Here is a 24,313-nt window from a genome sequence, read left to right on the forward strand (position 1 = left end):
AGCATGATGAATAAACTGAACTATCTGATCTTTGATGATCACCCGCTGGTTTGCATTGCCATTAAATCTTTGGTCGAGAGCCTAGGCACTGCAAATGATGTTTTAACGGTAACCAATTCAAAAGACGCCTTAAAAATATTGAAAGAGCAACAAATTGGGCTGCTCATTTTGGATGTAAATCTCGCTGATTGCGATGGCTACGATTTCTACAAGCGCATTAAATCGCACGGTTTTGCAGGAAAAGCGATCTTCTTTTCTGCGGAGACGAGTCATATGTATAGCCAAATGGCATTTCGCTCTGGTGCTGATGGTTATGTATGTAAATCAGAAAACCACGAAATCTTAAAAGACGCGATTGAGGCGGTTTCCAAAGGTTATTCGTTTTTCAAATTCAAACAGAGTGTTGAAGAGCATCGTAATGTACCAGCGTTATCCAGCCGTGAGAGTGCCGTGATGAAGTTATTGCTGCAAGGGAAAACCAATCGAGACATCGCGGATGTACTCTCGATCAGTGATAAGACGGTAAGTACCTACAAGCGCCGAGTTTTGGATAAGTACGATGTGAAGAATATCGTTGAACTCTCTAAAGTGCTAGGTACGTAGTAGGAGAAAGAATGAACCTGAGAAACGTTTATTTGTCATTCTTCTTTGCTGTGCTTTTGTTTGTAACCTCAATGACCATGATTGGAGCCATGCTCATTTCTCATGAGGTGAAGCAATTTAAAATCTACACACAAGGCATTTCAAAAACCAAACAAAAAGTCATCATGCTAGGGCTCTTATTGGAGTCTGAGCTAGCGCGTTATGAAGGAACTTCGGCTAAGGAGATTACTGATGCGACCGAGTTCAGCTTTCAAGATGCGATTTACAAGCTTGATCCAAAGAGCGAGCTAGACTTTGTGGAAGCCGTTGCGCGTAAAGTGCTACATGAAGCTGAAGGTTATCTATCCAATGTCTACGAGCGGATTGATATCGTCCTTTATTTTCGTTCATACACAGGAAACAAGTTGATTCTTGAAAATGCTATTGATGGACTACAAGATTTGACGGAGCCTTTTGATATTGATTGGTGTAAAGAGACAAATTCTTGTTCGTTGGCGGCATGGAAAGATCAGTTGTCTGACCGTATTCTGATTTCTAAACCTTTTAAAACCACCTATTCGGATAGTCGAGCCTTTAGCATTATTAGCCCGGTCTACTTCAAAGGGGAGCTGGTTGGTGAATTTGGAGAGCAAATCTTTCTCGATTCGCTAAAGGCAGAAGGAAAGCAACTCAAAGTCGATATTAACAACGGAAATAAGCACATTGTGGTGTACTTTCCTCATTATCCTTGGCCTGAGTTTGCATACACTCAAACGTACGTAGCAGATAATAATAACCTGATTGTGTACAAATACCCGTTTAGCAAGATACTTATCGATTTTGGCTGTTTGTTCTTTGTCTTTTTTGTTGTGATCTTTGCGTATTATTCAAAAGCGCAAGAGTCAAAAGAGAGCAAAATTCAACTGGCTAACGCAATCAGTGACGCAACGAAAGACGAGCTAACCGGGTTGTTTAATCGAAAAGTGTTCAAAGAGCAGGCATTTAAGAACAAGATTAAGATGACACCGTTTACTGTGATTGCCATTGATGGCGATCGAGTTAAACGAATTAACGATAAATTTGGGCACCACGTTGGAGATGAAGTCATATCGATAATTGCTGACTCCATGAAAAAGGTCTTTCGGTCGACGGATTATCTTATTCGCACGGGAGGCGATGAGTTTATTGCGATATTACCCGATTGCAGTGAGAGCAAATCGTTAATTTTGGCGAAGAAACTACGCGCTGCAGTGAAAGAAAATCGCTTAAAAAGTATGGATGTAGAAGTGAGTGTCAGTACTGGTATTGCAATGAGCACTGAACATGAGACGCTGAACAACGTCATCATGCGCGCTGATGAGGACCTTTATGAATCTAAGCGTCACCGTAGTTAAGTAACCAAGTAGCTAAGTAACCAAGTAACTAAGTAACTAAGTAAACAAGTAACTCAGTATCCAAGTAGGTTAAGTAGCTAAGTAACTAACTTAAGACAGTGTCTTAAACCTGAAAATTGCTTTAACTGACTTTAATGTCATTAAGCAACGGCATAAGAGTTTGATAAACTTGACCAAAACGTGACTTTGGTCTTCTATAGTAAAGCAGCCTTACTCATTAGGCTGCTTTCTGTGTATTTGGCTGAAGGTAAATAAAGAACTCAATTTTCATCTCTGACCCTATTTGGTAGCTGTGCTGTGAATAAAGATCTCGACCTAAACCTACTTAAAATACTGGTGCTACTGGAGCGTCATCGTCAATTGAAACCCGTTGCGAAAGCATTGGGCAAGAGCGAAGCCTCTATCAGCAAATACCTAACTCGCCTGCGTACTCAATTGGAAGATGAACTCTTTATCCGCCATGCACATCACTTTGAACCAACGGATTATCTAAAGCGTAAATTACCAGAAATTACTGATGCGCTAGGGCAGTTAGAATCTTGTCTAGTTCGCCGTGAGTTCGACCCTCTCTCGTACGAGAAAAGCATCTCAATCTGCTTGCCTCAATCAGCACAACAGTCATTTGGTGATCTGCTTCTTATTGATTTAATGGAATTATTTCCTAATGCCTACATCAATGTAGAAAGCAGTACGGATAGCACAATAGACGATATCTTGGTTGATAAAGTAGATATGCAATTGCATTACTTTAACGAAGAGTATCCAAAAACCATCCATCAACAATTTATTGGTTATGCGCCAGCTGTCATCGTGGTACCCGAAGAGCTTGGGATCAACGATCTCGAAACCGCGTGTAAGCTCGATTTCATTTTGCTTGAGTTAGCCGGTTGGAAGGATAGGGAGCAGGTGACCAAGCGAGCGCTCGAACAAAGTGGGATTAATATAAACCGTGTTGCGACGATTGGTAATATCACGAGTCTACTCAAAGTCATAAGAAGCAAGGCTGCAGCGACAATATTACTTGAGTATCAAAAGCCAATTGAAGGCTATACCTTTATCCCTGTACCGGAGAGTTTTTACCCTCAAGGGCGACCAAAGGTCGTGATACAAATGAAGCAATCTCATCGCTACAACTCGATGCATCAGCTATTAACCGATGCTATCGCGAAGTACGTCATTTCTTAGCAGCACAAGCTGCCGCATTCATCTTGCGGAAGTGTATTAAGTAGCTCTACAACGGACTCGGCATGGTATTTCTTCAATATGCGAGTCTTATAAGTACTGATGGTCTTTGCACTTAATGACAGCTGTTCAGAAATCTTCTTATTTGAATAGCCTTGAGCCAAATAATGGAAGACCATTGCTTCACGGTTCGATAAAGCAACGTTACCGCTTGATTGATTGTGCGTTGCTTTAAACATGGAATAACCACGCGTCACGCTAACAATCGCATCCATAATGGTCTCTTTCGATTCATTCTTATTTAAAAATCCATGCGCACCCATTTCAAACGCGGCTTTGGACAAGCTGCTGTAATCGCGAGAGGAAATAAATAAGATTCTTCCTTGATAACCAGTTGCCAGAATATTCTTTGCCAAACGCATACCGTCTCTGTCACCTAAAACTACATCTAAAATAACCAAGTCAACAGGCTGGTTGCGAATGAGCTCCATAACTTCGGCACTGTCAGTTGATTCTACAACGTTCACAGTTTGGAAAGCGTTTTGAACAAGAGAAGCGAGCGCTTCGCTATATAACGGTTGGTCGTCGATAATAAGAACGTTATTCATATTTTGTGCCTCACCTTATATTTCAATTTACTTGCCGCTTCCATTCAGCACTCATTTAACGAGAAGGGATTGTAGGAAAAATCCTTGCTGTGTGGGTGAAAATGACAATTTCATTATTTGAAAAGGTGTGTCTCATTTTTTAGAAAGTGTCGCGTGGTAGATAATGGAATCAAAGAGATACGGCACGAAAGAATCACTGACCTCAGTTGAAGTACCAATCTTTCTTTGCCGTCGGAAAAGGCTTACATATTCGAATAAATTCAATTATAACAACAAGGTAGTGTTGTTTGTGTATTGGGGCGAGTTTGCGACTTATCCGTTAGGTTTTTAGTATTTCCACTTGCTGTTGTTATGGAGTATGCGGAATGCTTAATAGAATTAAAAAAATAAAACATAAATTTTATCTGATCTTGAGTGCCGTTATTTTGGTGCTGTCTACAGTGTCTGCTGTTGGCTTTTTTACGACCAAACAGGTCAATTCAAATTTTATTCACTTTCAATCAATCGATGAGGCGGCTTTTGAAGCGACAGACGTTGAAGCAAATCTGTTGAAGGCTCGAATCAATGCATTGACGTATCGTACAAACCGCGACCCTCAATTTTTTAATCGAGCAATTGAAAGCTTGAAATTAGCGCAACAAGAGGCACAAAAGCAGGCTTTGAAGTCGACAGATAATGAACGGAAGGGGCGCTTTGAAAAAGTCACTTCGCAACTCGAAAGTTATATAACAAACTTGACTGAAGTTTCGCAATTAATGCGAGAACGTGACGCTTCTGTTCTTGAACTGGTTTCTTTTCAAAAGCAGATTGAAGCAAAAATATCGCGACGACTGAGTGAGTCAGAAGTGCTTAATAAGCAACGTGCGGAAGTTTCTCGCGTAGCTATGGTATTCAAAGCGTTGACGCAAGAAGCAACGGAGTATCTGTTAACCAATAACGAGCAAGATTACGAACAGTTTCAAGATCAGCTATCGCAATGGAAAAATGATTTGTCCAAGTTAAGCTTCGCAAGCCAAGAACAACTCATTGAACTGACAGAAGGCTTTGCTCTCTCGTTGTCTCAAGTTGCCAGCACGATTCGGACTCGAAACGATCGTTGGGAAGTACTTAAAGAGATTGGTTTTGATATTGCTGAACAACTGAATGGCATCAGAGTCGATGCCGTTAATGATCAAAATGCATTGAAAGGTGAGATTCAACAATCCACTGAAGAGGCAATCATCAATGTGACGTTAGCTTTGTTGATTGGATTGCCAATCGTCACCTTCTTATCTCTGTATATTTCGTATGATATTACCGCGAATGTTCAGTTTGCTAAGCAAGTAGCTGAAAAGCTGAGTCGTGGTGAAATCGGGATGAGTCATGACCAGGTGAAAGGGAATGATGAAATCGCTGAAATGCTTGATGCGTTGCACCATATGGAAGCGCAGCTGTATAAAACGGTGTCAGGTGTGGTGTCTTGTAGTGACTTGCTTGCTTCGGCATCAGAAGAGTTGTCGGCAGTAAACGGAGAAATTCTGACGAATGCACAAGCCCAGCAATTAGAAACTGATCAAGTTGCCACCGCGGTGAACCAAATGACGGTAGCCATCACCGAAGTCGCCCAAAGTGCGAGTGGGGCATCACAAGAAGCTGCGTTGGCGACGAGTGTCTCTGAACAAGGCCAGACTGTCATGCAACGAGCCATGGAGCAGGTGGGCGGTTTAGCCACGCAAATGGGAACCATGAGCCAAGAGGTGGCTACCTTGTCTAATGGGACAGCAGAGGTTGCGGATATTACGGAAGTGATTCAAACCATTGCTGAACAGACAAACCTTCTGGCACTCAATGCAGCGATTGAGGCCGCGCGTGCTGGCGATCAAGGTCGTGGTTTTGCTGTTGTAGCGGATGAGGTGCGTCAACTGGCTCAAGAAACCCAGAAGGCGGTAGAAAAGATCGGTCATCGCATCAGTACGCTGCAACAGAATACGACTCAGGTGGTTGATTCCATTAATGCTGGGCAACGCATGCTAGAAGAAACGGTACAGCAATCAGCCTCAGCGAATGAAGCCTTTGTGAGTATTTCGGGGAATATTGAACAGACGAATGCGCTTAACACTCAAATCGCTACGGCGACGGAAGAACAAAGTGCCACGGCTGAAATGATCAATCAAAGCGTGGTTTCGGTACGCGATCAAGTGGAGCAAACCGTTAATATGATTCAAGACTGCAATCAGGCAACAGATGAGCTAGCAAGAATGTCGGTTAACTTATCTGATCAAATTCGATTCTTTAAGCTGCAATAGAGAGATGTTAGGAGCGAAATTTTACCTGATGGTGTATTTATACTTGCAGCTAAGCAATGAATCAGTAAAGATCGCGCTTTTACCTAAGTTTTGAGTCCGTTATGAGCCAATCTTCTTTTGAATCTATTGTTCATTCACGTCGTTCCGTTAGAAAGTACGATACGAATGCTGAATTTAACCATGATGATGTAGCCAAGGCGCTCGCGTTGACCACGCTTAGCCCAAACAGCAGTAATATGCAGATGTGGGAATTTCATCGAGTGATTTCAGCGGAGAAGCGAGCGAAACTAGCCGACTTCTGCATGGGACAAAATGCGGCAAAAACGGCGAATGAGTTAGTCGTTTTTGTGGCGACTACTCATAACTGGGAAGAGCGCGCAAAGCGCAACGCAGAGACTGTGCGCCAAGCTTTTGAAGGCCGTGACGACGCTGCGGCCAAGCGCGCTCTAAAGTATTACGAAAAACTTATCCCAATGGTTTATAACAATGATGCATTTGGCATACGCGGGGCGGTACGCAAGTTATACAGCTGGTGGCTAGGTCGAAACAAGCCGATGGTAAGAGAAGTGGCTAAAAGTGACGTACGTGTTTGTTTGCATAAGAGTGTTTCTTTGGCAGCGATGACTTTTATGTACGCGATGAGAGAAAAAGGCTATGACACTTGCCCAATGGAAGGCTTCGATTCAAAACGTGTAAAACAGTTGCTTAATCTAAGAGACAGTGATCAAATCACCATGATCATCAGTTGTGGTATCAGAACCGAAGAAGGGGTTTATGGCGAGCGTCATCGCGTAGATAACGAAGCGGTCATTAAAACTCACTGATTCTTTACTAATTATGGCTAAACTTTTTGTTTTCCCTGCCGTTAACTTAAGGAACCCAGCTGCAATATTGAATACTTGAATGTGTTTTGTACAAAAATGAGACAAATTTTAAGCATTTGATATAGAAGTGTGCAGTCAGCATCCTTTTGATTATTTACAAATTCTGTCTCAACGACTACAAAAGGACTCTTGGATTTTTTCGCCTGTGAAGTGATTCTCTGTGGCATTGCATCAAGCCTTTTTCTTGGTGCGTATTTTGGATAATTGTGTTTATGAGTAACGTAACCAGCACTATATTGACTGAGAGTGGTACCAATGAGCTTGAAATCATTGAGTTCCACCTAGAAAAACAGATGCCAGATGGCAGCACAAAAACATGTTATTACGGTATTAACGTCGCTAAAGTTCGCGAAGTGATTCGCGTACCAGAGACTACCGATTATCCGAACGCACAACCGCATATGATTGGCGTGTTCTCTTCCCGTGAAGTGTTAACTCCGTTGGTGGACCTTGCTGGTTGGCTTGGCGTTCCGACTCGTCGCGACTTAGAGCGTAAGTTTGTGATTGTGACGGATTTCAACAAGATGACGAATGGCTTCTTGATTGACAGCATTTCACGCATCCACCGTATTTCTTGGAATGACGTAGAATCACCGAGCCAGTTCCTAGAAGCTGGTGAACAGGACTGTGTGGTTGCTGTTGTTCGCAAAGATGGCAATCTGATCATGATCCTCGATTTCGAGAAAATCATTGCAGACATCAACCCAGAGCTGAGTATGGAAAAATACGACGTAACGGGTGATAAATCGGTTGACCTTAACCAGCGTATGGTTGGTAAGCGTAATGCGAAAACCGTTATGGTTGTGGACGATTCAGCGTTTATTCGCTCACTGATTCAAGATACTTTAGCATCAGCAGGCTATAACGTGATCACATGTAAAGACGGCGGCGAAGCTTACGAGAAGTTAATGAGTCTCATCGAAGTAGCGAAACAAGAACAACTGCCAGTGCGTGAGCTGCTTGATGCTGTTGTTACCGACGTTGAAATGCCGCGTATGGATGGTATGCACTTGGTAAAACGACTACGTGAAACGGAAGCCTACAATGAAATGCCAATCGTGATGTTTTCTTCTCTAATGAGTGAAGATAACCGTGCGAAAGCACTATCACTAGGGGCAAATGACACGATTACTAAGCCAGAGATTGGTCGTATGGTCAATATGATGGATAAATACGTGTTTAACTTTGCATAAGCAGAGAACAAGATGACAAAAGGCTGCCGATTGGCAGCCTTTTTTGGTTATGAACATTTGTTTATTTTTAGAGTGTATTTGGCTTTAGCGTTTTCTGGCGGAGCGTAGATAATACTACATTCATTTTCGTTGGCGGATTTGTCATCACGAGCTGTTATGTAAGCCGTTCTGTTTGGAAGCATTCGTATCATCCAATCAGTTGATTCAACATGACTACCTAGTTCTTGCACAAGTACAGTTAATGATGTTGTATCTGCTTGCGGATAACCATATTCAAACGCGCAATGCGTGCTTGAACTTTTTTCACATCCATCAAAGGGTAAACCTTGCATCGGGACTAGCATGCTTCCATCATGATTTTTATAGTCAGTATCATTAGAAACATAGGAGAGACCTTCGAGACCCGCGATCGCCATTTTTCCATACCCAATGTTCAGAGCTGATGCAATTGCACCTTTCATTCCTTCCAAACGCGCTTCGCGAGCATCATCTTGAATGTTTAAGAAGCGGGGGGCGGCAGTGACAGCAAGGATGCCAAGAATTACGATTACAACAACAAGCTCAATTAAAGTAAAACCTGATTTTCTTTTCATAAACCATCTTTAAGTTAGGTTGATACGATAGTCTAATATTTATTTTTATTTAGTGCCTTAGACTGTGAAATTCTACGTGTGGTGAATTTTGATAGTGCATTCACGCTATAAAAGCCGCTGATTATAATGTCGATTTTGTGTTCTGGATAGAGGTGTATTGATAAATTAAACATTGCATCTTTGTACAAAATTCGAAGTTGCAGAAAGTGAGCCTCTAAAGTTCGGTTATTGAAATATTTTGATTGTGTTTTAGATAGGTTTGATGAATCCTACGCAGGGCGAGAGTAGGTGAATAATAGATAATTTATATTTAACTAACTCTCTAATAAATAGATAAAATATAAGAACGCATCGATGGAATTCGATTCTACTAATTTGCTTGCAATGGGGCTGATTTTCCTCGGCTCTTATGTACAAACGGCTATTGGCTTTGGCTTGGCTATTGTCGCGGCCCCACTACTTATTCTATGGGCTCCGGAATACGTTCCTGCTCCCATCTGTTTAGTTGCATTGTTTATTTCATTAATGAATGCGATGAAGCACCGCAGTAATGTTGAACTCGGTGGTTTAAAGATGGCGTTGATCGGTCGTATTCCCGGATCGTTAGCGGGTGGGGCGCTGCTGTTTTATGTTTCGACAGAAGCGTTAACGCTTTGGATTGGTTTTCTCGTGCTTTTTGCTGTGGCTGTGAGTGTCTTACCTTTTCGCATTGAGCCAACACCAGGACGCATGACGTTTGCAGGTTTCTTTTCGGGGCTCTTTGGTACAAGCTCCGCGATCGGTGGCCCGCCGATGGCGTTACTACTTCAGCATCAAGAAGCGAATCAGTTACGCGGTAACCTTTCTGCTTTCTTTGTGTTTAGCTCTATTATCTCGTTGGTGGTTCAAATTCCGGTGGGATTCTTCAATCTTCATCATTTGATCATTACTTTGCCTTTACTGCCTGCAGCCGCGTTCGGCTATTGGTTGGCAATAAAAACAACACAGTCCTTGCCTAAAGAAAAAGTGCGTTTCGGTGCGCTAGCGCTGTGTTTTATTAGTGGAATTACCGCGGTAATTCAAGGCCTAGCCTTATAGCGAATATTGGTCCTTTTGTTTCGCTTTACAAACCAAATTTGCTCTATAGAATCGCGTCACTTTTTTATTTGTCGAGTCAGTTATGAACAACAATCGTTACGGTAATTTTATGGCTGCACTTTCCTTTGTTATCTGGGGATTGTTGCCTGTTTACTATCGTTTTCTGCCAAATGCATCAATGGATGAACTGTTAGCGCTGCGCATCATTGGCTCTGTACCTGTGGGGTTTCTATTGGTACTGGCGATCACGCATCACATGCCGAAATGGGCTGCTATCTGGAAAGATAAAAAGTCCCTTTGGTATACCTTTGTTGCAAGTAGCCTAATGTGTATTTCTTGGGTTGCATTCACTTGGGCGTTAACCAATAACCGTGTTATTGATGCGAGCTTAGGCTTCTTTATTGGACCTTTGGTTTCTGTTGCGCTGGGTGTTTTTGTCCTTGGTGATAAGCTGTCAAAAGGTCAGTTCATCGCCATTCTTTTAGCAACCATCGGTGTAGTTTATCAGGTTATCCAATATGGTCAGTTACCATTAGTGGCACTGACAATGGGCTTATTCTTTTCTCTTTATGGCTTATTTAAGAAAAAGATTAACTTTGATTGGAGTACAACACTCTTTATTGAAGCGGTGGTGCTTACCCCAATCGCATTGGCATATCTGATGTTTAAGCAATGGACGATCGGTGAGTTATCTTCAACCGTCGACATGACCACGTTCATGCTTTATTTAGGAAGTGCGCCAGTAACTATTCTCCCACTGATTTTTTATTCGATTGCGATCCGAATTACTAACCTGTCGACAGTAGGGTTGATGCAATACATTGAACCGAGTCTTCAATTTGTATTGGCTGTCGTGTTCTTTGGTGAACTATTCGATAGTGTAAAAGCGGTGACATTTGCTTTTATTTGGGTGGGTCTGCTGTTCACGATCTGCGAAGGTATCGCCAAGCTTTCTAAGCGTAAAAAGCTCGCTAACCACTCTCTTTGATGATTTCTTTCTTTAGATTTATAGGGCTAATTTATACCCAAGCAACTTCGGGATGCCCGGTTCAGGTAGAATGCCTTGGTTTGTAGACGCGGCGGCGATTTAAAGATCTAGTCACTCTAAATCAAGAATGTATGTATTTTATAAATATGTTTTTTATAGAATAATTAGCTCAAAATAATATCTAAAGAAGGAAGTTTTATGGTTACCGCGCTTTACGCATCTATTCTCGCATTACTGCTCATCTGGCTCGCTTTTCAAGTCATCAAGCAACGCCGCAGCAACAAAATCGCTTACGCCGATGGTGGAGTTGAGGCGCTTCAAATCGCTCGCAGCGCACAAAGCAATGCAAGTGAATACGTTCCTATCACTCTCATTTTAATGGCGTTATTAGAATACAACGGCGCTTCGCTACTGTGGATACACCTTGCTGGTATTGTATTTGTGATTGGGCGTGTGATTCACGCAAAGGGAATTCTCGGTGAGGATTTAAAAGGTCGAATTACAGGGATGAAGTTAACCTTCTTTACTATGATTGGTTTAGTAGCCCTTAACTTGATCTATTTACCTTACGGGAGCTTATGGTAAAAAAATCGACATACTTACCGCCTGCATGGCTATTGGTGTTTGTTGGACTGGTTCTTAATATTGCTGCGATTATCTTAACCAGTGTTGTGTTAGATAAACTCGGTAAAGAGATCAGTTTACTGGCTGAACAAAAAGCCGATAACCTCTATTCGATACAACTCGCTTGGAATAGTGTCGAAACATTGGAGCGAAAGCGGGAAGTATTGTTGTTGCATTTGCACCTTGCTCAGAGTGAACCTGTTTCAGAAGAAATGAACCAAGTGTTGAGAGGGCATTTGTCAGCATGGACAGGGCAGGAAGTAAGTCCAATCCAAATTGAACAGTTACCTAATCTGATGTCTGAGATCAATCAGGCGCAAAATAACTACCGTAATCGTATAGACAGCTATTACCTTGCCAGCTTGGAAACCACGGAAGTGATGACAGGTTTGGAAGAAAAGATGGCTTGGTATAAAAGTATTGGTTTGTTTCTTCAAGTCTTCGGTTTGGCATTAATTTTAGCGAGAGATCTCGCCCGTAAGCCATAAATGAATTGAAGATTGTATTTGCATATTGCAAGGTCTTGTTCGCAATATGCAATAAGTGGAAAGTGGTTAGTGTGATTATTCGTTCAATTTGACTGCAAATGATTAAATAACAATCGGTTTTACTGCATCGAAAAGTTGGCATGTCTAATGCTTTAGTTTATACGACCCTTTTAAGCCGAGGGTCACCTAGCCAACTGACGTTGTTAGTGAACCAGATTGTTCACAGAAATATATAGCCAATCACCCAATTGTGATTGGCTTTTTTTATTCCTGTTAGCTTGGAAAAACAGGTCCTGAAGTCTGCTGACCCTAGCGAATGTTGATAGTGTTGTCGCGCCTGTCGTACATGTCTGGGGTGGTGTGCAGACCGCCAGCATATCCAGCCGCTTCCAATGTTTCTCTCACTTCTCGCACATCTGCCGCCGTCACTTCCTGCTGTTGATCCCCGAGATGCCTACGTACAAAGGTAATGAGCTCGGCTAAACGTGCGTCAGAGAGGATATCCTCAAAACTAGCCATCGGCATGAAGTTACGCTCCGGATCAATATAGGTAGGCTGCAAGCCACGCACCGTTACCGCAATAGTGTTGAATGGGTCACTGTGCATGATGATGCCATTGTTCAAGAGCGTTGGTGCTATAGGGTCTCGACCTTTACCATCGTTCCCATGACACGCGCCACACGTTTGTTTGTAAGTAGCATAGATCGGATCTTGATAGGCAGCTTCATCGAACCCTTTCGGCTCTAAAGGCACCGCATCGGCAGCAATGAAGTTGTTTACGTCACCGCTGAGTAGGTAATAGGACATGGACTCGATGTCTTCGCGCGTCATCAAACTCAAGCTGTTTTTGACCACGTCAGCCATCCCGGCAAAAGCGGTACCTTTGTCTGAGTGGCCAGTGTGCAAGAAGTCGGTTAGTGTTTTCTCATCCCAACCGCCTACATTTAGCTCTGTAGACGTAATGTCAGGTGCGTTCCAACCATCTATCAAGTTGCCTTGGAAGATGCGTTCAGGGATTAGCGCTTGAGCAATGTTACGCGGCGTATGGCACTCTGAACAGTGCCCTAAACCTGCCACCCAATATTTACCTTTCTGCCACTTCTCGACGTCCTCCACCACGCCCTCAAGCTCTGAAGGTAGGTTGTAGTCGATAGGATCGGTGTCCATAAAGACAATGTTCCAACCAAGGAGACCAAGACGAATGTTCGATGGGAACATCATGTGGTTTTCATCGTTACGACGCGCCACGGCAGGGATAGACTGCATGTACTGCCACAAATCCGTCATATCTTGTTCAGTCAGATATTGATATGAGGTGTAAGGCATAGCAGGGTAGAGATAACCGTGCTTGCCTTTACCTTTCACGAGTGCATCACGAAAGTCATCATAGTTATACTCACCAATACCTTCACTGGCATGAGGCGTGATGTTAGTGGAGTAGATGGTACCAAAAGGCGTAACAAACGGCAGACCGCCCGCAAAAGGTTCGCCACCTTCCGCACTATGACAAGCGACACAATCACCGGCGTGTGCCAAGTACTCGCCACGTTCGACAGACTCGGCATTAAGCGCTGCGAGTTTCTGCTCTTGCTCTTCACCCGCTTTACGGATGTAAGCACCAAGCGCGAGGATTTCGTGCTCAGAAAGCTGGTTCTCAAACGCTGGCATCAGATTATTCAAACCGTAATTGATGGTGTGTTGAATCTCTTCGATGCTGCCGCCATGAAGCCAAACGCTGTCTGACAAATCAGGCACACCGGTTTGTTGGTTTGCGATGGAGCCATCTCCATGGCATGAAGCGCAGTATTCCACAAACAGACGTTTACCAAGTTCAACTTTTACCTCTGGCACGTCACTGTGGCGTTGATTGAGAGAGGCGAGGTAATAGGCGACTTTATTTACTTCGTCTTTTCTCATTACCTCTACCCATCCCGGCATAGCACCGTTACGCCCTTTTGCGATGGAGTGAATAATGGCATCGTCATCTCCACCATACATCCATTCTTTATCGATAAGGTTAGGAAAGTGTTTTTGCCCTTGCGCGTTATCTCTATGACAAGCGGCGCAATGGGTCTGAAACAGCATGCGTCCAGTGCGTACGATGTCGGTATTTTGTGCAAGTACCGCCAAAGAGGTGTTTGTTACTTGGCTAAACTGCTGATCGAGTGTGGTCGAAGGTGAGCTGAGTTTGTCATTTCCTTGGTCATAATTCACCAATCCTTTCCATTCACCTAGCCCTGGATACAACACTAAATAGCCTGCAGAGAGTAAAAACGCGACAGCGTAACTTATAAACAGCAGCTTAGGTGGTGGGGCATCTTTCTCATCTATACCATCAAAAGAAGCAATGGTGTGGTCTTGATCTGCTTTGTGGTTGCTTCGCCAATACTTGACGATAACACTTACCATAAGGGCAAAAAATATTATGGTGCAGGCAACTGCCCACCAGTTCCAGAATGTGCTCATGGTGCCACCTCCTGTGCTGTGTCTTGACCAAGGCTTTGAAGGTAACGAATCAAAGCTTCACCCTTGGTTTTACCTCGAATTTGTAGACGTGCGTCTGATATCTCTTGGTCGGTATAGGGTACGCCTAACGTACGCAGTGTTTCCATCTTGTTGCCAATGGCATTACCAGACAGAGTTTGCTCAAACAACCAAGGGTAAGCAGGCATGATGGATGTTGGTACAACTTGGCGTGGATCGATAAGGTGCAATACATGCCATTGGTCCGAATATTTCCGACCTAGGTTGGTTAAGTCTGGTCCAGTACGTTTAGACCCCCACAAATTTGGAAACTCGTAAATATCATCAGACTCTTGATTAGCGCGGCCATTGCGCTTGATTTCTGGTTCCAATGGGCGAACCATTTGTGTGTGGCACACATGGCAACCTTCGCTGATGTAGATATCGCGCCCCGCAAGCTCAATTGCGGTTAGGGGCTTAGCTAAACTGCCTTTGGCGATGTCATCCGTGCGAAGAATATTCGGCACAACCCAAACTGCGAGTGAAAAAGAAGCTACAACCACCGTGGTGATGATTAAGATGATAACCGAGTGAGTAAAGTCTTTGCTCATCTTATGCCTCCTTTGCCACTAGTACGGATGGAGAACGCACGGTCTTATACAAGTTAAACGCCATCAGGAACAAACCAAGTACAAAGAGTGCGCCACCGAAGAAACGTAAGAACAACCATGGCGCTTTAAAGTTCATGGCTTCAATAAAGCTGTAAACCAGTTCGCCATTCTCGTTTTGGGTTAGCCACATGTAGCCTTCGCCAATACCTGCTACCCAAAGTGCGATAGCGTAGATGGCGACACCAGCATGGGCTAGCCAGAAGTGCCACTTGATCAAACGCTGCGACCAAAGTTCGGTTTTGTTCCACAGACGCGGGATGAAGTAATAGAACACAGCAATGCCGGACATGCCCACCCAACCTAATGCGCCAGAGTGAACGTGCCCGATCACCCATTCGGTGTTATGCGCTAGCATATTGAACCAGCGAATCGCCAATAGAGGTCCTTCAAATGTGGCCAAGCAGTAGTAAAGAATTGCCGAGAAGAAGAACAGGCAAATGTAGTCAGACTTGAGCTTCTCTTTGTTTTGTAGAAGTGTCATCGCACTGTTGAAAGCGCCTGCCCAAGAAGGAAGCCAAAGGATGAGAGACATGATGATGCCAATGTTTTGCACCCAAACAGGTACTGATGAATAAACCAAATGATGAGTACCTGCCCAAGTGTAAAAACCAACCAAGCCCCAAAAGTGGATCACAGACAAACGGTAAGAGTAGATAGGGCGGTCAGCGGCTTTAGGTATGAAATAATAGTTCATACCAATCACACCAGCAGTCAGTAGGAAGCCCACTGCATTGTGACCCCACCACCATTGCACGATAGCGTCTTGCGCTCCGGCAAACACTGAATAGGACTTCATCAAAGAGACGGGCATGGCAAGGTTGTTCACGATGAAGATCATCGCAATAACAATGATGAAGGCGGCGAAGAACCAGTTCGCAACGAAGATATGGTCAACTTTCCGCTTCGCAATCGTGCCAAAAAACAGCACAGCGTAGAGCACCCAGACCAAGACGATCAGTACGTCGATTGGCCACTCTAATTCTGCATACTCCTTAGATGTCGTGTAGCCAGCTGGTAACGTAACGAGTGCTAAGAACAGCACCAATTGCCATCCCCAGAAAACCATCCAAGATAAACTTTGATTGAAGAGATTACAGCGTCCGGTGCGTTGAGCGATGTAAAGAGAAGTACCCATCAATATGTTGACGACAAAACCGTATATCACGCCGGAAGTATGTAATGGTCTCAGGCGACCGAATTGGAAGTATTGAGAATCAAAGTTGAGCACGGGCCAATATAACTGCGCGGCAAGAATGACACCGATGATCATCCCTGCAATAGCCCACACTAACGATGCCAACACAAAATACTTCACAACTTGAGTGTTGTATTGAGTTGCTGCTTGTTCCATAAGAACGCTCCTCGTTTAAGGCTGCGGCTCGTTACCTAACTGTGAGTAGTAATGGGCGATGTCTTCGATATCTTGATCAGAAAGTGCATCAGCTTGCTGCTGCATTAATACCGCCAGACCACTTGTGCGCTCACGCGCTTTGTAATCCTTCAAAGACGAAATTAGATAGCTCTTTTTCTGACCGCGCAAATTCGGGTAGGCGTCGATAGTAGAAATTCCGTCGGTACCATGACACGTCATACATACTTTCGCCTTTTCCTTACCAACCTCAAATTGAGCATCGGTATTGGTGTCGGATGCGAAGGTGATCGGAGAGAAGCACATAGTGACGACGAGAGCCGTCTTCAGCACTGTGCTCATGCATTGTGTGTTCTTTAATCTCATCACTGATTCCCTAGTAATTTGAATGCGTTTTCACTAACTTGGGCGTTTTACAAACAGGCTCTTCGCTCTTATTCGTGAGGTGAATGAACGGGTTTGTTTTTTATTGTTGTAGGTTAAAGAGTAAGCAGGTACTGGCGATATCGCTATGTACAAGCCGATTTAGTTGTGGTTTTCATTACTAATACGCGCCAACTCGATGGATTGGACAAAATCATTACCAATACAACTAAAGTGAAAAGAGGTGCTTAGCTTTTGCCTTTTGAAAAATGGCGAGTTTTGTTTGATTTGAGTGGGCTCAGTATTGTTTTAAGAGGATGAAGGAAATTGAAAACCGCCCTGATTTATACCCACTAGACTTTTAAATCGCCGCCGCGTCTACAAACTAAGTTATTCTCGCTGAACCTAGCATCTCGAGGCTACTTGGGTATAAGCAAGAGCGGTTAGAGAATAGGAGATCTTTCAAAACACATTATCGACCACGGTAGATCATCATGTCGTAGATATGTGTGGTGGATATTGGATCGGCTTCGATAGTACTCACGCGAAAAGAGGAGATAAGACTAAACAGCGAGCCGAGCGCAATTGGAGCAATGATAAGCAAGGCGATCAGAATGAAAAAGAGTACGGTTGAATGTCTCATAAAGTACCTCCTGACGTCTATTTTGTTTCGTTGCTATTGTAACATTTTGCCCCGAATTTAGACTTAGGTTATTCCGTACTGTATTTGAGTTTTTACCTAAAGGATTACTTGTAATTCTGATGGTTTCAAATAACAAAATAATGACAGGGTTTCACAGTAATTTTCTCGATGATGAATTAGTCACAATGTATACTGTGAACGCTTCGCAAACGTTAACACTCCTCAGTCTAAGTACACATTTAGTCCAGCATTTGCGATGTAAATATAACTAGCAATCACGCATTAAAATCAATGATATATGAACCCCTTACGAATCCTTCGTAGGGTCTTTTTTGTGAGTAATTATGTTTAACTCAGAACGCAAAGCTGCATTCGTGCTCGTCGCTACTACGATGATAGCGGCATTAGGGTGGATCTTCTCTAAAGAAACCATTCAAGGTCTCCCTCCATTCGGATTTATCGGTCTGCGATTCACTATCGCTTCACTGTGTTTGTTGCCTCTGTGTATCAAACCGCTTCGTGCTGCCAACAAGAAAGATATTTTTGCCGCGGCAGGCGTTGGTGTGCTTTTGGGAGGCGCGCTGATGTGTTGGATCTATGCGATTTCAATCAGTGATACGTTAGGTGAGGGTGCATTCATCATGAGCCTATCAATGCTGTTCGTACCCATTGTCGCGTGGATTATGTTTCGTCAAAGACCTCAACGAATTTTTTGGGTGTCACTACCAATCGCGATTCTTGGCTTAGGGTGTTTGTCTTTAGCTGGTGGTTGGCAACAATCTAGCAGTCAACTTTGGTTCTTAGGCGCTGCTTTGATGCTCGCTCTGCACTTCAACGTAAACAGCAAGTATTCGCAAAAATTGCCTGTGTTGTTACTGACGTGCATCCAATTGTTTGTCACGGGTTTGATTGGTTTGTTGATTTCATCTTTGGTGGAAACGGTGCCAACTGAAGTATCGACGTCTATTTGGATTTGGTTTGCGCTGAGTACGCTTTTGGCAACCAGCTTGCGTTATGTGATGCAAACCATGGGGCAAAAGTTTGTCCAAGCGGGTAACGCTGCACTGATTATGATCCTTGAACCTGTCTGGACTGTGATTCTAAGTGTGATTTGGTATGGCGAAGTGCTGACCTCTAATAAACTCGTCGGCTGCGCTCTTATCTTATTCTCTTTGGTGATCTACCGAACTGGCGGTAAACTTCGCTTTCCCAAACGGGCGTAATTAAGTTTATAGAGCCAACGATTTCACCCTCGTTGGCTTTTTGTTCCTTTTCATTTCTAGGCAGGATGCTTTCCATGGCAAACACAGAACATCAAGAGACGCTGGATTCACTCGATAAAATCAGCGTGTGCTTGTATCGCTTTGGTATCACTTTGTTTGCAATGGCGCTGCTTGTTTTTTCGGTTCTTGTCTCTGGTGCAATTTCTAGTTCACCATTGGTTTACCAAACCTCAGTCATTGTGCTTTGTGTGGCTGGCGCGTTATCTGCCGCGAATGTCCACGTTTACAGTAAACACGTACGAGCCGTGATCAGTTGGGCATCTTGGATTGGCTTGGTATTGATGGTGAGTGACTTGGAGTTTCAGCGCACTTGGTTAGGGCTTGGCTTTATCTTTGTGACCTTTTCGGGTATTGCGCTTAAAGAGTCTTTTTGCTTTAAAGTGCCAGGCTTGAAGATGGTGCCCGCGTTTCTCGCTGTAGCTACGTTTGCATTGTGGTTTAACCTTCCAATCCTTGCTGCCATTACTATGTTGTTGGCTGGATTAGTCATGGGCTTTCTGTCTTTTGCTAAGTGGCGTATGCCGCTGCATTTTGATATCGGTATCAAAGCGAATTACGAGATCTAGTGCTGCTTTAACGCCAGTGAGACTTTTGAGGTCGGCTGGCGGTTCAACTCTTCACTGATCATCCATCCGGCTCTGGCGAGCAACTCCAAATCTACTCCGGTCTCGATTCCTAAGCCTTGGCAAAGGTAGAGCACATCTTCGGTAGCAACATTACCTGAAGCGCCATGAGCATAAGGGCAGCCCCCAAGTCCAGCTACACTACTATCGACGGTCTGGACACCCATTGTTAAGGCTTGGTAGATATTTGCTAACGCTTGACCCCACGTATCGTGAAAATGCACAGCGAGCTTGTCGGTTGGGACTTTTACTTGCACAGCCTCGAGCATTTTAGCGATGCGCATAGGCGTACCTGTACCTATGGTGTCTCCAAGTGAAACCTCATAGCAGCCTAATTCCATCAGCAGGTTGGCAACTCTTGCGACTTGTTCTGGTTTAGTTGGCCCGTCGTAGGGGCAGTCTGCCACACAAGATAAGTAACCCCGAACGGGAATGTTATGCTTTGCTGTCAATTCCATTACTGGTTCAAAGCGGGTAAGGCTATCTGCAATCGAGCAATTGATGTTGTGTTGGCAAAAGCCCTCCGATGAAGAGGTGAAGATGGCGACTTGGGTAGCGCCGGCTTCAAGCGCTTTTTCAAAGCCTTGCACATTAGGCGTTAGGGCTGAGTAGGTGACGTTGTGGCGGCGGGTGATTTTCTTCATCACATCGCGCGAATCCGCCATTTGAGGCACCCATTTAGGCGACACAAAAGAGCCTGCCTCAATATGGGTGAGCCCTGTATCTGAGAGCAGGTCGATTAAGCGGATCTTGGCTTGCGTGGACACTGGTGATTCGTTTTGCAGACCGTCTCTCGCACCCACTTCGACAATATTTACCTTGTTTGGCAAATTCATTTCTTGCCCTTAGCTGGCTTATTTATCCAACCCGGTTCTCGTTTCTCCAGAAAGGCTTGCAAGCCATCTTGTCCCTGCGGCGATACGCGAATGTCTGCGATAAGCTGGCTCGTGTATTGAATAAGCTGACCATCAATCGGATTTTGGTGGCATTGATGGCATAACGCTTTGGCTTTTCGCATCGCATCTGGGCTATTGAGCAGCAAAGAATCAATCAAGCTTTCTACTACGGCTTCGATTTTATCCAGCTTATGAACCTCATGCACAATGCCAAACTTTTCAGCTTTGGTGGCGTTAATCACTTCGGCGCTGAGTATGTAACGACGAGCTTGTCGGTTGCCCATTGCTCGCATGACATAAGGAGAGATGGTTGCGGGAACCAGCCCCAGTTTGACTTCACTCAAGCAGAAGTTCGCATTCTCCGCTGCGATGGCGATATCACAGCAACAGATCAAGCCCAATGCGCCACCAAAAGCGGAACCTTGCACAACAGCAATAGTAGGCTGAGGGAAAGCGTCCAGTGTATGCATCAGGCGTGCAAGGTTCTGCGCGTCTTCTAGGTTTTGCTTTCTGGTGCTACTTGCCATGGATTTCATCCAATTCAAATCAGCCCCAGAGGAGAAATGTTTGCCGTTTCCTCGAAGCACCAAGCAGCGAACATCGGTACGCAAAGCGAGGTAATCCAGTCTGTGGATCAGCAAATCAATCATGCAAGCATCAAACGCATTGTGCTTCTCTGTGCGATTGAGCGTAAGCGTTGCGACGCCGAATTCATCGACGTTCCAAAGTACTTCATCTTGTCGTTGGGTGTTGGGGATGATACTCGGTTGATGATCCTGCATGTGACGTCCTTTCTTCTCTACATTTCTACATTCTGAATATGCCAAAGTTGCTGTCAGGAATTGGCGCATTGAGCGCGGCTTTTAAGGCTTGAGCCAATACTTGACGCGTCTCTTTTGGGTCGATGATGCCGTCATCCCATAAACGCGCGCTGGCGTAGTAGGGATGCCCCTGAGACTCATACAAGTCTACGATAGATTCTCGGAATGCACTTTCTTCGGGCTCTGGCCATTCTTCACCTTGGCGTTTCTTCACTTCTCGACGTACTTGAGTGAGCACGCCAGCGGCTTGTTCTCCGCCCATGACGGAGATTCGTGCGTTTGGCCACATCCAAATCATGGTTGGGTCATAAGCACGACCGCACATGCCGTAGTTGCCTGCACCGTAAGAGCCGCCAATAATCACTGTGAACTTAGGCACATCCGCACACGCAACCGCCATCACCAGTTTCGCACCGTGCTTGGCAATACCTTCTGCTTCAAGTTTTTTGCCCACCATAAACCCAGTGATGTTTTGCAAAAACAGTAGGGGAATTTTGCGTTTGGCACACAGTTCAATAAAGTGCGCGCCTTTCTGTGAGGACTCAGAAAACAAGATGCCGTTGTTCGCCACAATGCCAATCAGATGGCCGTGAATTCGTGCGAAGCCACATACTAAGGTCTTGCCATAAAGAGCTTTGAATTCATCGAAGTCTGAGTCATCGACCACACGAGCGATGATCTCTCTAACATCAAAAGACAAGCGCAGATTCGCATTGACGATGCCGTACATCTCTTCTGCATCATAACGTGGTGGCAACACGGGTTTGTCGCTTTGAATAGGGAGTGATTGATTGGTATTGGAGATAGCTTCGCGTGCCAGTTGCAATGCGTGTTGGTCGTTTTCTGCGTAGTAATCGGCAACGCCAGACTTACGACAATGCACATCGGCACCGCCTAATTCTTCATCGGTGACGATTTCTCCCGTAGCGGCTTTAACTAACGGAGGACCTGCCAAGAAGATGGTGCCTTGCTCTTTGACCATGATGGAAACGTCCGCCATCGCTGGCACATAAGCGCCACCTGCGGTACAAAGCCCCATCACAACCGCGACTTGAGGAATGCCTTGCGCTGACATTCTGGCTTGATTGAAGAAGATACGTCCAAAGTGTTCTTTATCTGGAAAGACTTCTGCTTGATGAGGAAGGTTCGCGCCACCAGAGTCCACCAAATAGACGCAGGGTAATTGGCAACGTTGGGCGATCTCTTGCGCGCGTAGATGCTTTTTCACGGTGAGCGGGTAGTAGGTGCCGCCTTTGACGGAAGGATCGTTGGCGATCACCATGCATTGAATGCCTTCTACGGTGCCAATGCCGGCGACGACACCTGCACATGGAATTGATTCTTCGTAGACGTTCCACGCGGCGAATTGTCCGACTTCAAGAAACTCGCTGTCTTCATCTAAAAGATGCATAACACGTTCACGAACGGGCAGTTTTCCTTTCAGGCGTTGGCGGTCAATGGCTTTTTGTCCGCCACCTTGTTTGATGGCTTTTATATTGGCTTTAAGGTTGCTCACCAACTCGATCATGACCGCTTTGTTCGACAAAAATAGCTCGTCGGTTGGCTTGGTTTTACTTTTAATGATTGCCATAGTGACTTCCTTGTCGGTGGGTTAGCGAGATTCTTCGAACAACTCTCGTCCAATCAGCATGCGGCGAATTTCAGAAGTGCCAGCACCAATCTCATACAGTTTGGCGTCACGGAGTAATCGCCCAGTCGCGTATTCGTTGATGTAGCCATTGCCGCCTAACAGCTGAATAGCATCGAGGGACATTTGCGTGGCAAGTTCGGCGCTGTAAAGGATCACGCCAGCGGCATCTTTACGTGTGCATTCACCTCGGTCACAGGCGGCAGCGACGGTATAAACGTAAGCTTTGGCGGCATTCATGCGTGAATACATGTCAGCAAGCTTTCCTTGCACTAGTTGGAATTCACCGATGGATTTGCCGAACTGTTTGCGGTCATGAACATACGGAACCACTTCGTCCATACAGGCTTGCATGATGCCAAGCGGTCCAGCTGCTAATACCACGCGTTCGTAATCCAAACCGCTCATTAACACCTCAACACCACGGTTTAACTCTCCCAGCACATTCTCTTTTGGCACGACACAGTCTTGGAACACTAATTCACAGGTGTTGGAGCCGCGCATACCAAGTTTGTCGAGCTTTTGCGCATGGCTAAAGCCTTCAAAATCCCGCTCAATAATGAAGGCGGTGATGCCGCGAGACCCACCACTGGGATCGGTTTTCGCGTAAACCACTAAGGTATCGGCATCAGGACCATTGGTAATCCACATTTTGTTGCCGTTCATCAGATAGTGGTCACCTTTATCTTCGGCTCGTAGCTGCATGCTAACCACATCAGAACCTGAGTTCGGCTCACTCATGGCTAATGCACCGACGTGAGAACCATCAATGAGTTTAGGTAGGTACTTTTCTCGTTGAGCAGGAGAGCCATTGCGAAAGATTTGGTTAACACAAAGGTTGGAATGTGCGCCGTAACTGAGTGCTACAGACGCCGAAGCTCGACTGATCTCTTCCATCGCAACAACATGAGCAAGATAGCCCATGCCTGCACCGCCAAACTCTTCGTCGACGGTTACGCCAAGCAAGCCCATTTCACCAAACTTGGACCACAAATGATTGGGGAATTGGTTATCGCGGTCGATGTCTGCGGCGATGGGGGCGATATGCTCGGTGGCGAACGCGTTGACGTGGTCTCGGAGCATATCGATGGTTTCACCAAGCCCAAAGTTGAGTGGGGTGTAGCTGCTTTTCATAACATTTCCCTGTTGAAAGTACTGCGGTTGTTAGTTCGAGTTACACTGCTTGGGCTTGGAAATTATGGTTATTCTTGTTTGTTTTAGTCGTTACAAGTTTTTAGTTATTGGCTGTAGTTTTATTGTCGCTTAGCGCTTGTTTGCATCGCTCTTTGGCGGTTTCCAGCTCATTCATTACAACGCTAATATCGTCCAGTTGCTGCTGTAAGTGCGCTTGTTTTTCATCAATAATGGTTAGCATTTTAAGCAGCTGACCATCGCTTTGTTGGGTATCGTAAAGCTCGAACAACTCTCGAATTTCCGCAAGCGAAAAGCCCAATCGCTTACCACGTAAAATCAGCTTGAGACGGATCTTATCCCTGCGTTGATATACGCGAATATTTCCTTTTCGTTCCGGCTCTATCAGCCCGACATCCTCATAAAAACGAATACTTCGGGTCGTGATGTCGAACTCTTTGGCGAGGTCACTTATCTTGAATTTATCCACTCGGTTTTTCCCTC

24 protein-coding genes are annotated in these 24,313 nt (G+C 44.8%); 12 read left to right on the forward strand and 12 right to left on the reverse strand.

Annotated elements, in window-relative coordinates; all coding sequences use genetic code 11:
- Positions 1 to 3: 3 nt before the first annotated feature.
- The 3 genes from ABMY42_RS03115 to ABMY42_RS03125 all read left to right on the forward strand — a co-directional run bounded on the left by ABMY42_RS03115 (position 4) and on the right by ABMY42_RS03125 (position 3,161).
- Positions 4 to 603: a response regulator transcription factor gene (locus ABMY42_RS03115; RefSeq protein ID WP_349265959.1), complete on the forward strand. Its 600-nt coding sequence runs from the start codon at positions 4 to 6 to the stop codon at positions 601 to 603.
- An 11-nt stretch (positions 604 to 614) separates the two neighbouring features.
- On the forward strand, positions 615 to 1,976 hold the full coding sequence (locus tag ABMY42_RS03120) for a GGDEF domain-containing protein (RefSeq protein WP_029789546.1): 1,362 nt from the start codon (positions 615 to 617) through the stop codon (positions 1,974 to 1,976).
- Positions 1,977 to 2,273: 297 nt separating this feature from the next.
- Positions 2,274 to 3,161 (forward strand): LysR family transcriptional regulator, encoded by an 888-nt coding sequence (locus ABMY42_RS03125; protein WP_005449401.1) that lies wholly within the window; start codon positions 2,274 to 2,276, stop codon positions 3,159 to 3,161.
- Here the strand turns inward: ABMY42_RS03125 and ABMY42_RS03130 are convergent.
- Positions 3,158 to 3,766, reverse strand: coding sequence for a response regulator transcription factor (locus ABMY42_RS03130; RefSeq protein WP_005449400.1), 609 nt, complete (start codon positions 3,764 to 3,766; stop codon positions 3,158 to 3,160). The two genes, ABMY42_RS03125 and ABMY42_RS03130, sit on opposite strands and share 4 nt — an antisense overlap.
- A 365-nt stretch (positions 3,767 to 4,131) precedes the next feature.
- On the opposite strand from ABMY42_RS03130, the gene ABMY42_RS03135 reads away from it, so the two are divergent.
- From ABMY42_RS03135 to ABMY42_RS03145, 3 genes are all read left to right on the forward strand, one after another.
- On the forward strand, positions 4,132 to 6,051 hold the full coding sequence (locus tag ABMY42_RS03135) for a methyl-accepting chemotaxis protein (protein WP_349265960.1): 1,920 nt from the start codon (positions 4,132 to 4,134) through the stop codon (positions 6,049 to 6,051).
- A gap of 101 nt (positions 6,052 to 6,152) precedes the next feature.
- The gene (locus tag ABMY42_RS03140) at positions 6,153 to 6,875 is read left to right on the forward strand and encodes a nitroreductase family protein (RefSeq protein ID WP_005449398.1); all 723 of its coding nucleotides are present in this window, start codon (positions 6,153 to 6,155) and stop codon (positions 6,873 to 6,875) included.
- Positions 6,876 to 7,147: 272 nt separating this feature from the next.
- Positions 7,148 to 8,128 (forward strand): chemotaxis protein, encoded by a 981-nt coding sequence (locus ABMY42_RS03145; RefSeq protein WP_005449396.1) that lies wholly within the window; start codon positions 7,148 to 7,150, stop codon positions 8,126 to 8,128.
- A 47-nt stretch (positions 8,129 to 8,175) separates the two neighbouring features.
- Here the strand turns inward: ABMY42_RS03145 and ABMY42_RS03150 are convergent, their stop codons facing one another.
- Positions 8,176 to 8,721 carry a type II secretion system protein gene (locus ABMY42_RS03150; RefSeq protein ID WP_009696154.1) on the reverse strand — a complete coding sequence of 182 codons (546 nt, stop codon included), beginning with the start codon at positions 8,719 to 8,721 and terminating at the stop codon, positions 8,176 to 8,178.
- Between the two features lie 354 nt (positions 8,722 to 9,075).
- Between ABMY42_RS03150 and ABMY42_RS03155 the strand changes: the two genes are divergently transcribed.
- The 4 genes from ABMY42_RS03155 to ABMY42_RS03170 all read left to right on the forward strand — a co-directional run bounded on the left by ABMY42_RS03155 (position 9,076) and on the right by ABMY42_RS03170 (position 11,898).
- Positions 9,076 to 9,798, forward strand: a complete 723-nt coding sequence (locus ABMY42_RS03155) for a sulfite exporter TauE/SafE family protein (protein ID WP_005449394.1) — start codon at positions 9,076 to 9,078, stop codon at positions 9,796 to 9,798.
- An 82-nt stretch (positions 9,799 to 9,880) separates the two neighbouring features.
- Positions 9,881 to 10,786, forward strand: a complete 906-nt coding sequence (gene rarD, locus ABMY42_RS03160; RefSeq protein WP_009696156.1) for an EamA family transporter RarD — start codon at positions 9,881 to 9,883, stop codon at positions 10,784 to 10,786.
- A 198-nt stretch (positions 10,787 to 10,984) separates the two neighbouring features.
- The gene (locus ABMY42_RS03165) at positions 10,985 to 11,371 is read left to right on the forward strand and encodes an MAPEG family protein (RefSeq protein ID WP_005449392.1); all 387 of its coding nucleotides are present in this window, start codon (positions 10,985 to 10,987) and stop codon (positions 11,369 to 11,371) included.
- Positions 11,365 to 11,898 carry a hypothetical protein gene (locus ABMY42_RS03170; RefSeq protein WP_061066363.1) on the forward strand — a complete coding sequence of 178 codons (534 nt, stop codon included), beginning with the start codon at positions 11,365 to 11,367 and terminating at the stop codon, positions 11,896 to 11,898. Before ABMY42_RS03165 ends, ABMY42_RS03170 begins: the two co-directional genes overlap by 7 nt.
- 309 nt (positions 11,899 to 12,207) lie before the next feature.
- On the opposite strand, the gene ABMY42_RS03175 is transcribed toward ABMY42_RS03170, so the two are convergent.
- The 5 genes from ABMY42_RS03175 to ABMY42_RS03195 all read right to left on the reverse strand — a co-directional run bounded on the left by ABMY42_RS03175 (position 12,208) and on the right by ABMY42_RS03195 (position 17,407).
- The gene (locus ABMY42_RS03175) at positions 12,208 to 14,364 is read right to left on the reverse strand and encodes a c-type cytochrome (RefSeq protein WP_349265961.1); all 2,157 of its coding nucleotides are present in this window, start codon (positions 14,362 to 14,364) and stop codon (positions 12,208 to 12,210) included.
- Positions 14,361 to 14,972 (reverse strand): cbb3-type cytochrome c oxidase subunit II, encoded by a 612-nt coding sequence (locus ABMY42_RS03180; protein ID WP_005451574.1) that lies wholly within the window; start codon positions 14,970 to 14,972, stop codon positions 14,361 to 14,363. Before ABMY42_RS03180 ends, ABMY42_RS03175 begins: the two co-directional genes overlap by 4 nt.
- 1 nt (position 14,973) lies before the next feature.
- Entirely contained in the window at positions 14,974 to 16,383 is a 1,410-nt protein-coding gene (gene ccoN, locus ABMY42_RS03185; protein WP_005451576.1) for a cytochrome-c oxidase, cbb3-type subunit I, read from the reverse strand.
- A 15-nt stretch (positions 16,384 to 16,398) separates the two neighbouring features.
- Complete coding sequence (locus ABMY42_RS03190; protein ID WP_017819538.1) at positions 16,399 to 16,767, reverse strand: cytochrome c; 369 nt, start codon at positions 16,765 to 16,767, stop codon at positions 16,399 to 16,401.
- Between the two features lie 469 nt (positions 16,768 to 17,236).
- Positions 17,237 to 17,407, reverse strand: a complete 171-nt coding sequence (locus ABMY42_RS03195) for a hypothetical protein (protein WP_349265962.1) — start codon at positions 17,405 to 17,407, stop codon at positions 17,237 to 17,239.
- Positions 17,408 to 17,751: 344 nt separating this feature from the next.
- Here ABMY42_RS03195 and ABMY42_RS03200 point away from each other — a divergent pair, with 344 nt between their 5' ends.
- Complete coding sequence (locus tag ABMY42_RS03200; RefSeq protein ID WP_005440674.1) at positions 17,752 to 18,630, forward strand: DMT family transporter; 879 nt, start codon at positions 17,752 to 17,754, stop codon at positions 18,628 to 18,630.
- A 74-nt stretch (positions 18,631 to 18,704) separates the two neighbouring features.
- A complete protein-coding gene (locus tag ABMY42_RS03205; protein WP_349265963.1) occupies positions 18,705 to 19,256 on the forward strand; it encodes a DUF2301 domain-containing membrane protein in 552 nt (183 codons plus the stop codon).
- Here the strand turns inward: ABMY42_RS03205 and ABMY42_RS03210 are convergent.
- From ABMY42_RS03210 to ABMY42_RS03230, 5 genes are all read right to left on the reverse strand, one after another.
- Positions 19,253 to 20,149: a hydroxymethylglutaryl-CoA lyase gene (locus ABMY42_RS03210; protein WP_349265964.1), complete on the reverse strand. Its 897-nt coding sequence runs from the start codon at positions 20,147 to 20,149 to the stop codon at positions 19,253 to 19,255. The genes ABMY42_RS03205 and ABMY42_RS03210 overlap by 4 nt on opposite strands.
- On the reverse strand, positions 20,146 to 20,991 hold the full coding sequence (locus ABMY42_RS03215; RefSeq protein WP_038898721.1) for an enoyl-CoA hydratase-related protein: 846 nt from the start codon (positions 20,989 to 20,991) through the stop codon (positions 20,146 to 20,148). Before ABMY42_RS03215 ends, ABMY42_RS03210 begins: the two co-directional genes overlap by 4 nt.
- A gap of 25 nt (positions 20,992 to 21,016) precedes the next feature.
- Positions 21,017 to 22,621: a carboxyl transferase domain-containing protein gene (locus ABMY42_RS03220; RefSeq protein ID WP_349265965.1), complete on the reverse strand. Its 1,605-nt coding sequence runs from the start codon at positions 22,619 to 22,621 to the stop codon at positions 21,017 to 21,019.
- A gap of 21 nt (positions 22,622 to 22,642) precedes the next feature.
- Positions 22,643 to 23,812, reverse strand: a complete 1,170-nt coding sequence (locus ABMY42_RS03225; protein ID WP_274877724.1) for an isovaleryl-CoA dehydrogenase — start codon at positions 23,810 to 23,812, stop codon at positions 22,643 to 22,645.
- Positions 23,813 to 23,912: 100 nt separating this feature from the next.
- A complete protein-coding gene (locus tag ABMY42_RS03230) occupies positions 23,913 to 24,299 on the reverse strand; it encodes a MerR family DNA-binding transcriptional regulator (RefSeq protein WP_349265966.1) in 387 nt (128 codons plus the stop codon).
- Positions 24,300 to 24,313 lie beyond the last annotated feature (14 nt).

Source organism: Vibrio sp. SSH13-20 (assembly GCF_040104475.1).
In the GTDB taxonomy this organism is placed as follows: Bacteria; Pseudomonadota; Gammaproteobacteria; order Enterobacterales; family Vibrionaceae; genus Vibrio; species Vibrio harveyi.

Excerpts from the sequence above, each read along its gene's own strand:
- ABMY42_RS03155 (WP_005449394.1), top strand. The coding sequence starts at position 9,076 with ATGGAATTCGATTCTACTAATTTGCTTGCAATGGGGCTGATTTTCCTC.
- ABMY42_RS03120 (WP_029789546.1), top strand. The coding sequence starts at position 615 with ATGAACCTGAGAAACGTTTATTTGTCATTCTTCTTTGCTGTGCTTTTG.
- ABMY42_RS03195 (WP_349265962.1), bottom strand. The coding sequence starts at position 17,407 with ATGAGACATTCAACCGTACTCTTTTTCATTCTGATCGCCTTGCTTATC.
- ABMY42_RS03140 (WP_005449398.1), top strand. The coding sequence starts at position 6,153 with ATGAGCCAATCTTCTTTTGAATCTATTGTTCATTCACGTCGTTCCGTT.
- ccoN (WP_005451576.1), bottom strand. The coding sequence starts at position 16,383 with ATGGAACAAGCAGCAACTCAATACAACACTCAAGTTGTGAAGTATTTT.
- ABMY42_RS03170 (WP_061066363.1), top strand. The coding sequence starts at position 11,365 with ATGGTAAAAAAATCGACATACTTACCGCCTGCATGGCTATTGGTGTTT.
- ABMY42_RS03145 (WP_005449396.1), top strand. The coding sequence starts at position 7,148 with ATGAGTAACGTAACCAGCACTATATTGACTGAGAGTGGTACCAATGAG.
- ABMY42_RS03205 (WP_349265963.1), top strand. The coding sequence starts at position 18,705 with ATGGCAAACACAGAACATCAAGAGACGCTGGATTCACTCGATAAAATC.
- ABMY42_RS03150 (WP_009696154.1), bottom strand. The coding sequence starts at position 8,721 with ATGAAAAGAAAATCAGGTTTTACTTTAATTGAGCTTGTTGTTGTAATC.
- ABMY42_RS03200 (WP_005440674.1), top strand. The coding sequence starts at position 17,752 with ATGTTTAACTCAGAACGCAAAGCTGCATTCGTGCTCGTCGCTACTACG.
- ABMY42_RS03130 (WP_005449400.1), bottom strand. The coding sequence starts at position 3,766 with ATGAATAACGTTCTTATTATCGACGACCAACCGTTATATAGCGAAGCG.
- ABMY42_RS03175 (WP_349265961.1), bottom strand. The coding sequence starts at position 14,364 with ATGAGCACATTCTGGAACTGGTGGGCAGTTGCCTGCACCATAATATTT.
- ABMY42_RS03115 (WP_349265959.1), top strand. The coding sequence starts at position 4 with ATGATGAATAAACTGAACTATCTGATCTTTGATGATCACCCGCTGGTT.
- ABMY42_RS03215 (WP_038898721.1), bottom strand. The coding sequence starts at position 20,991 with ATGCAGGATCATCAACCGAGTATCATCCCCAACACCCAACGACAAGAT.
- ABMY42_RS03210 (WP_349265964.1), bottom strand. The coding sequence starts at position 20,149 with ATGAATTTGCCAAACAAGGTAAATATTGTCGAAGTGGGTGCGAGAGAC.
- ABMY42_RS03220 (WP_349265965.1), bottom strand. The coding sequence starts at position 22,621 with ATGGCAATCATTAAAAGTAAAACCAAGCCAACCGACGAGCTATTTTTG.
- ABMY42_RS03135 (WP_349265960.1), top strand. The coding sequence starts at position 4,132 with ATGCTTAATAGAATTAAAAAAATAAAACATAAATTTTATCTGATCTTG.
- ABMY42_RS03225 (WP_274877724.1), bottom strand. The coding sequence starts at position 23,812 with ATGAAAAGCAGCTACACCCCACTCAACTTTGGGCTTGGTGAAACCATC.
- ABMY42_RS03165 (WP_005449392.1), top strand. The coding sequence starts at position 10,985 with ATGGTTACCGCGCTTTACGCATCTATTCTCGCATTACTGCTCATCTGG.
- ABMY42_RS03190 (WP_017819538.1), bottom strand. The coding sequence starts at position 16,767 with ATGAGATTAAAGAACACACAATGCATGAGCACAGTGCTGAAGACGGCT.
- rarD (WP_009696156.1), top strand. The coding sequence starts at position 9,881 with ATGAACAACAATCGTTACGGTAATTTTATGGCTGCACTTTCCTTTGTT.
- ABMY42_RS03180 (WP_005451574.1), bottom strand. The coding sequence starts at position 14,972 with ATGAGCAAAGACTTTACTCACTCGGTTATCATCTTAATCATCACCACG.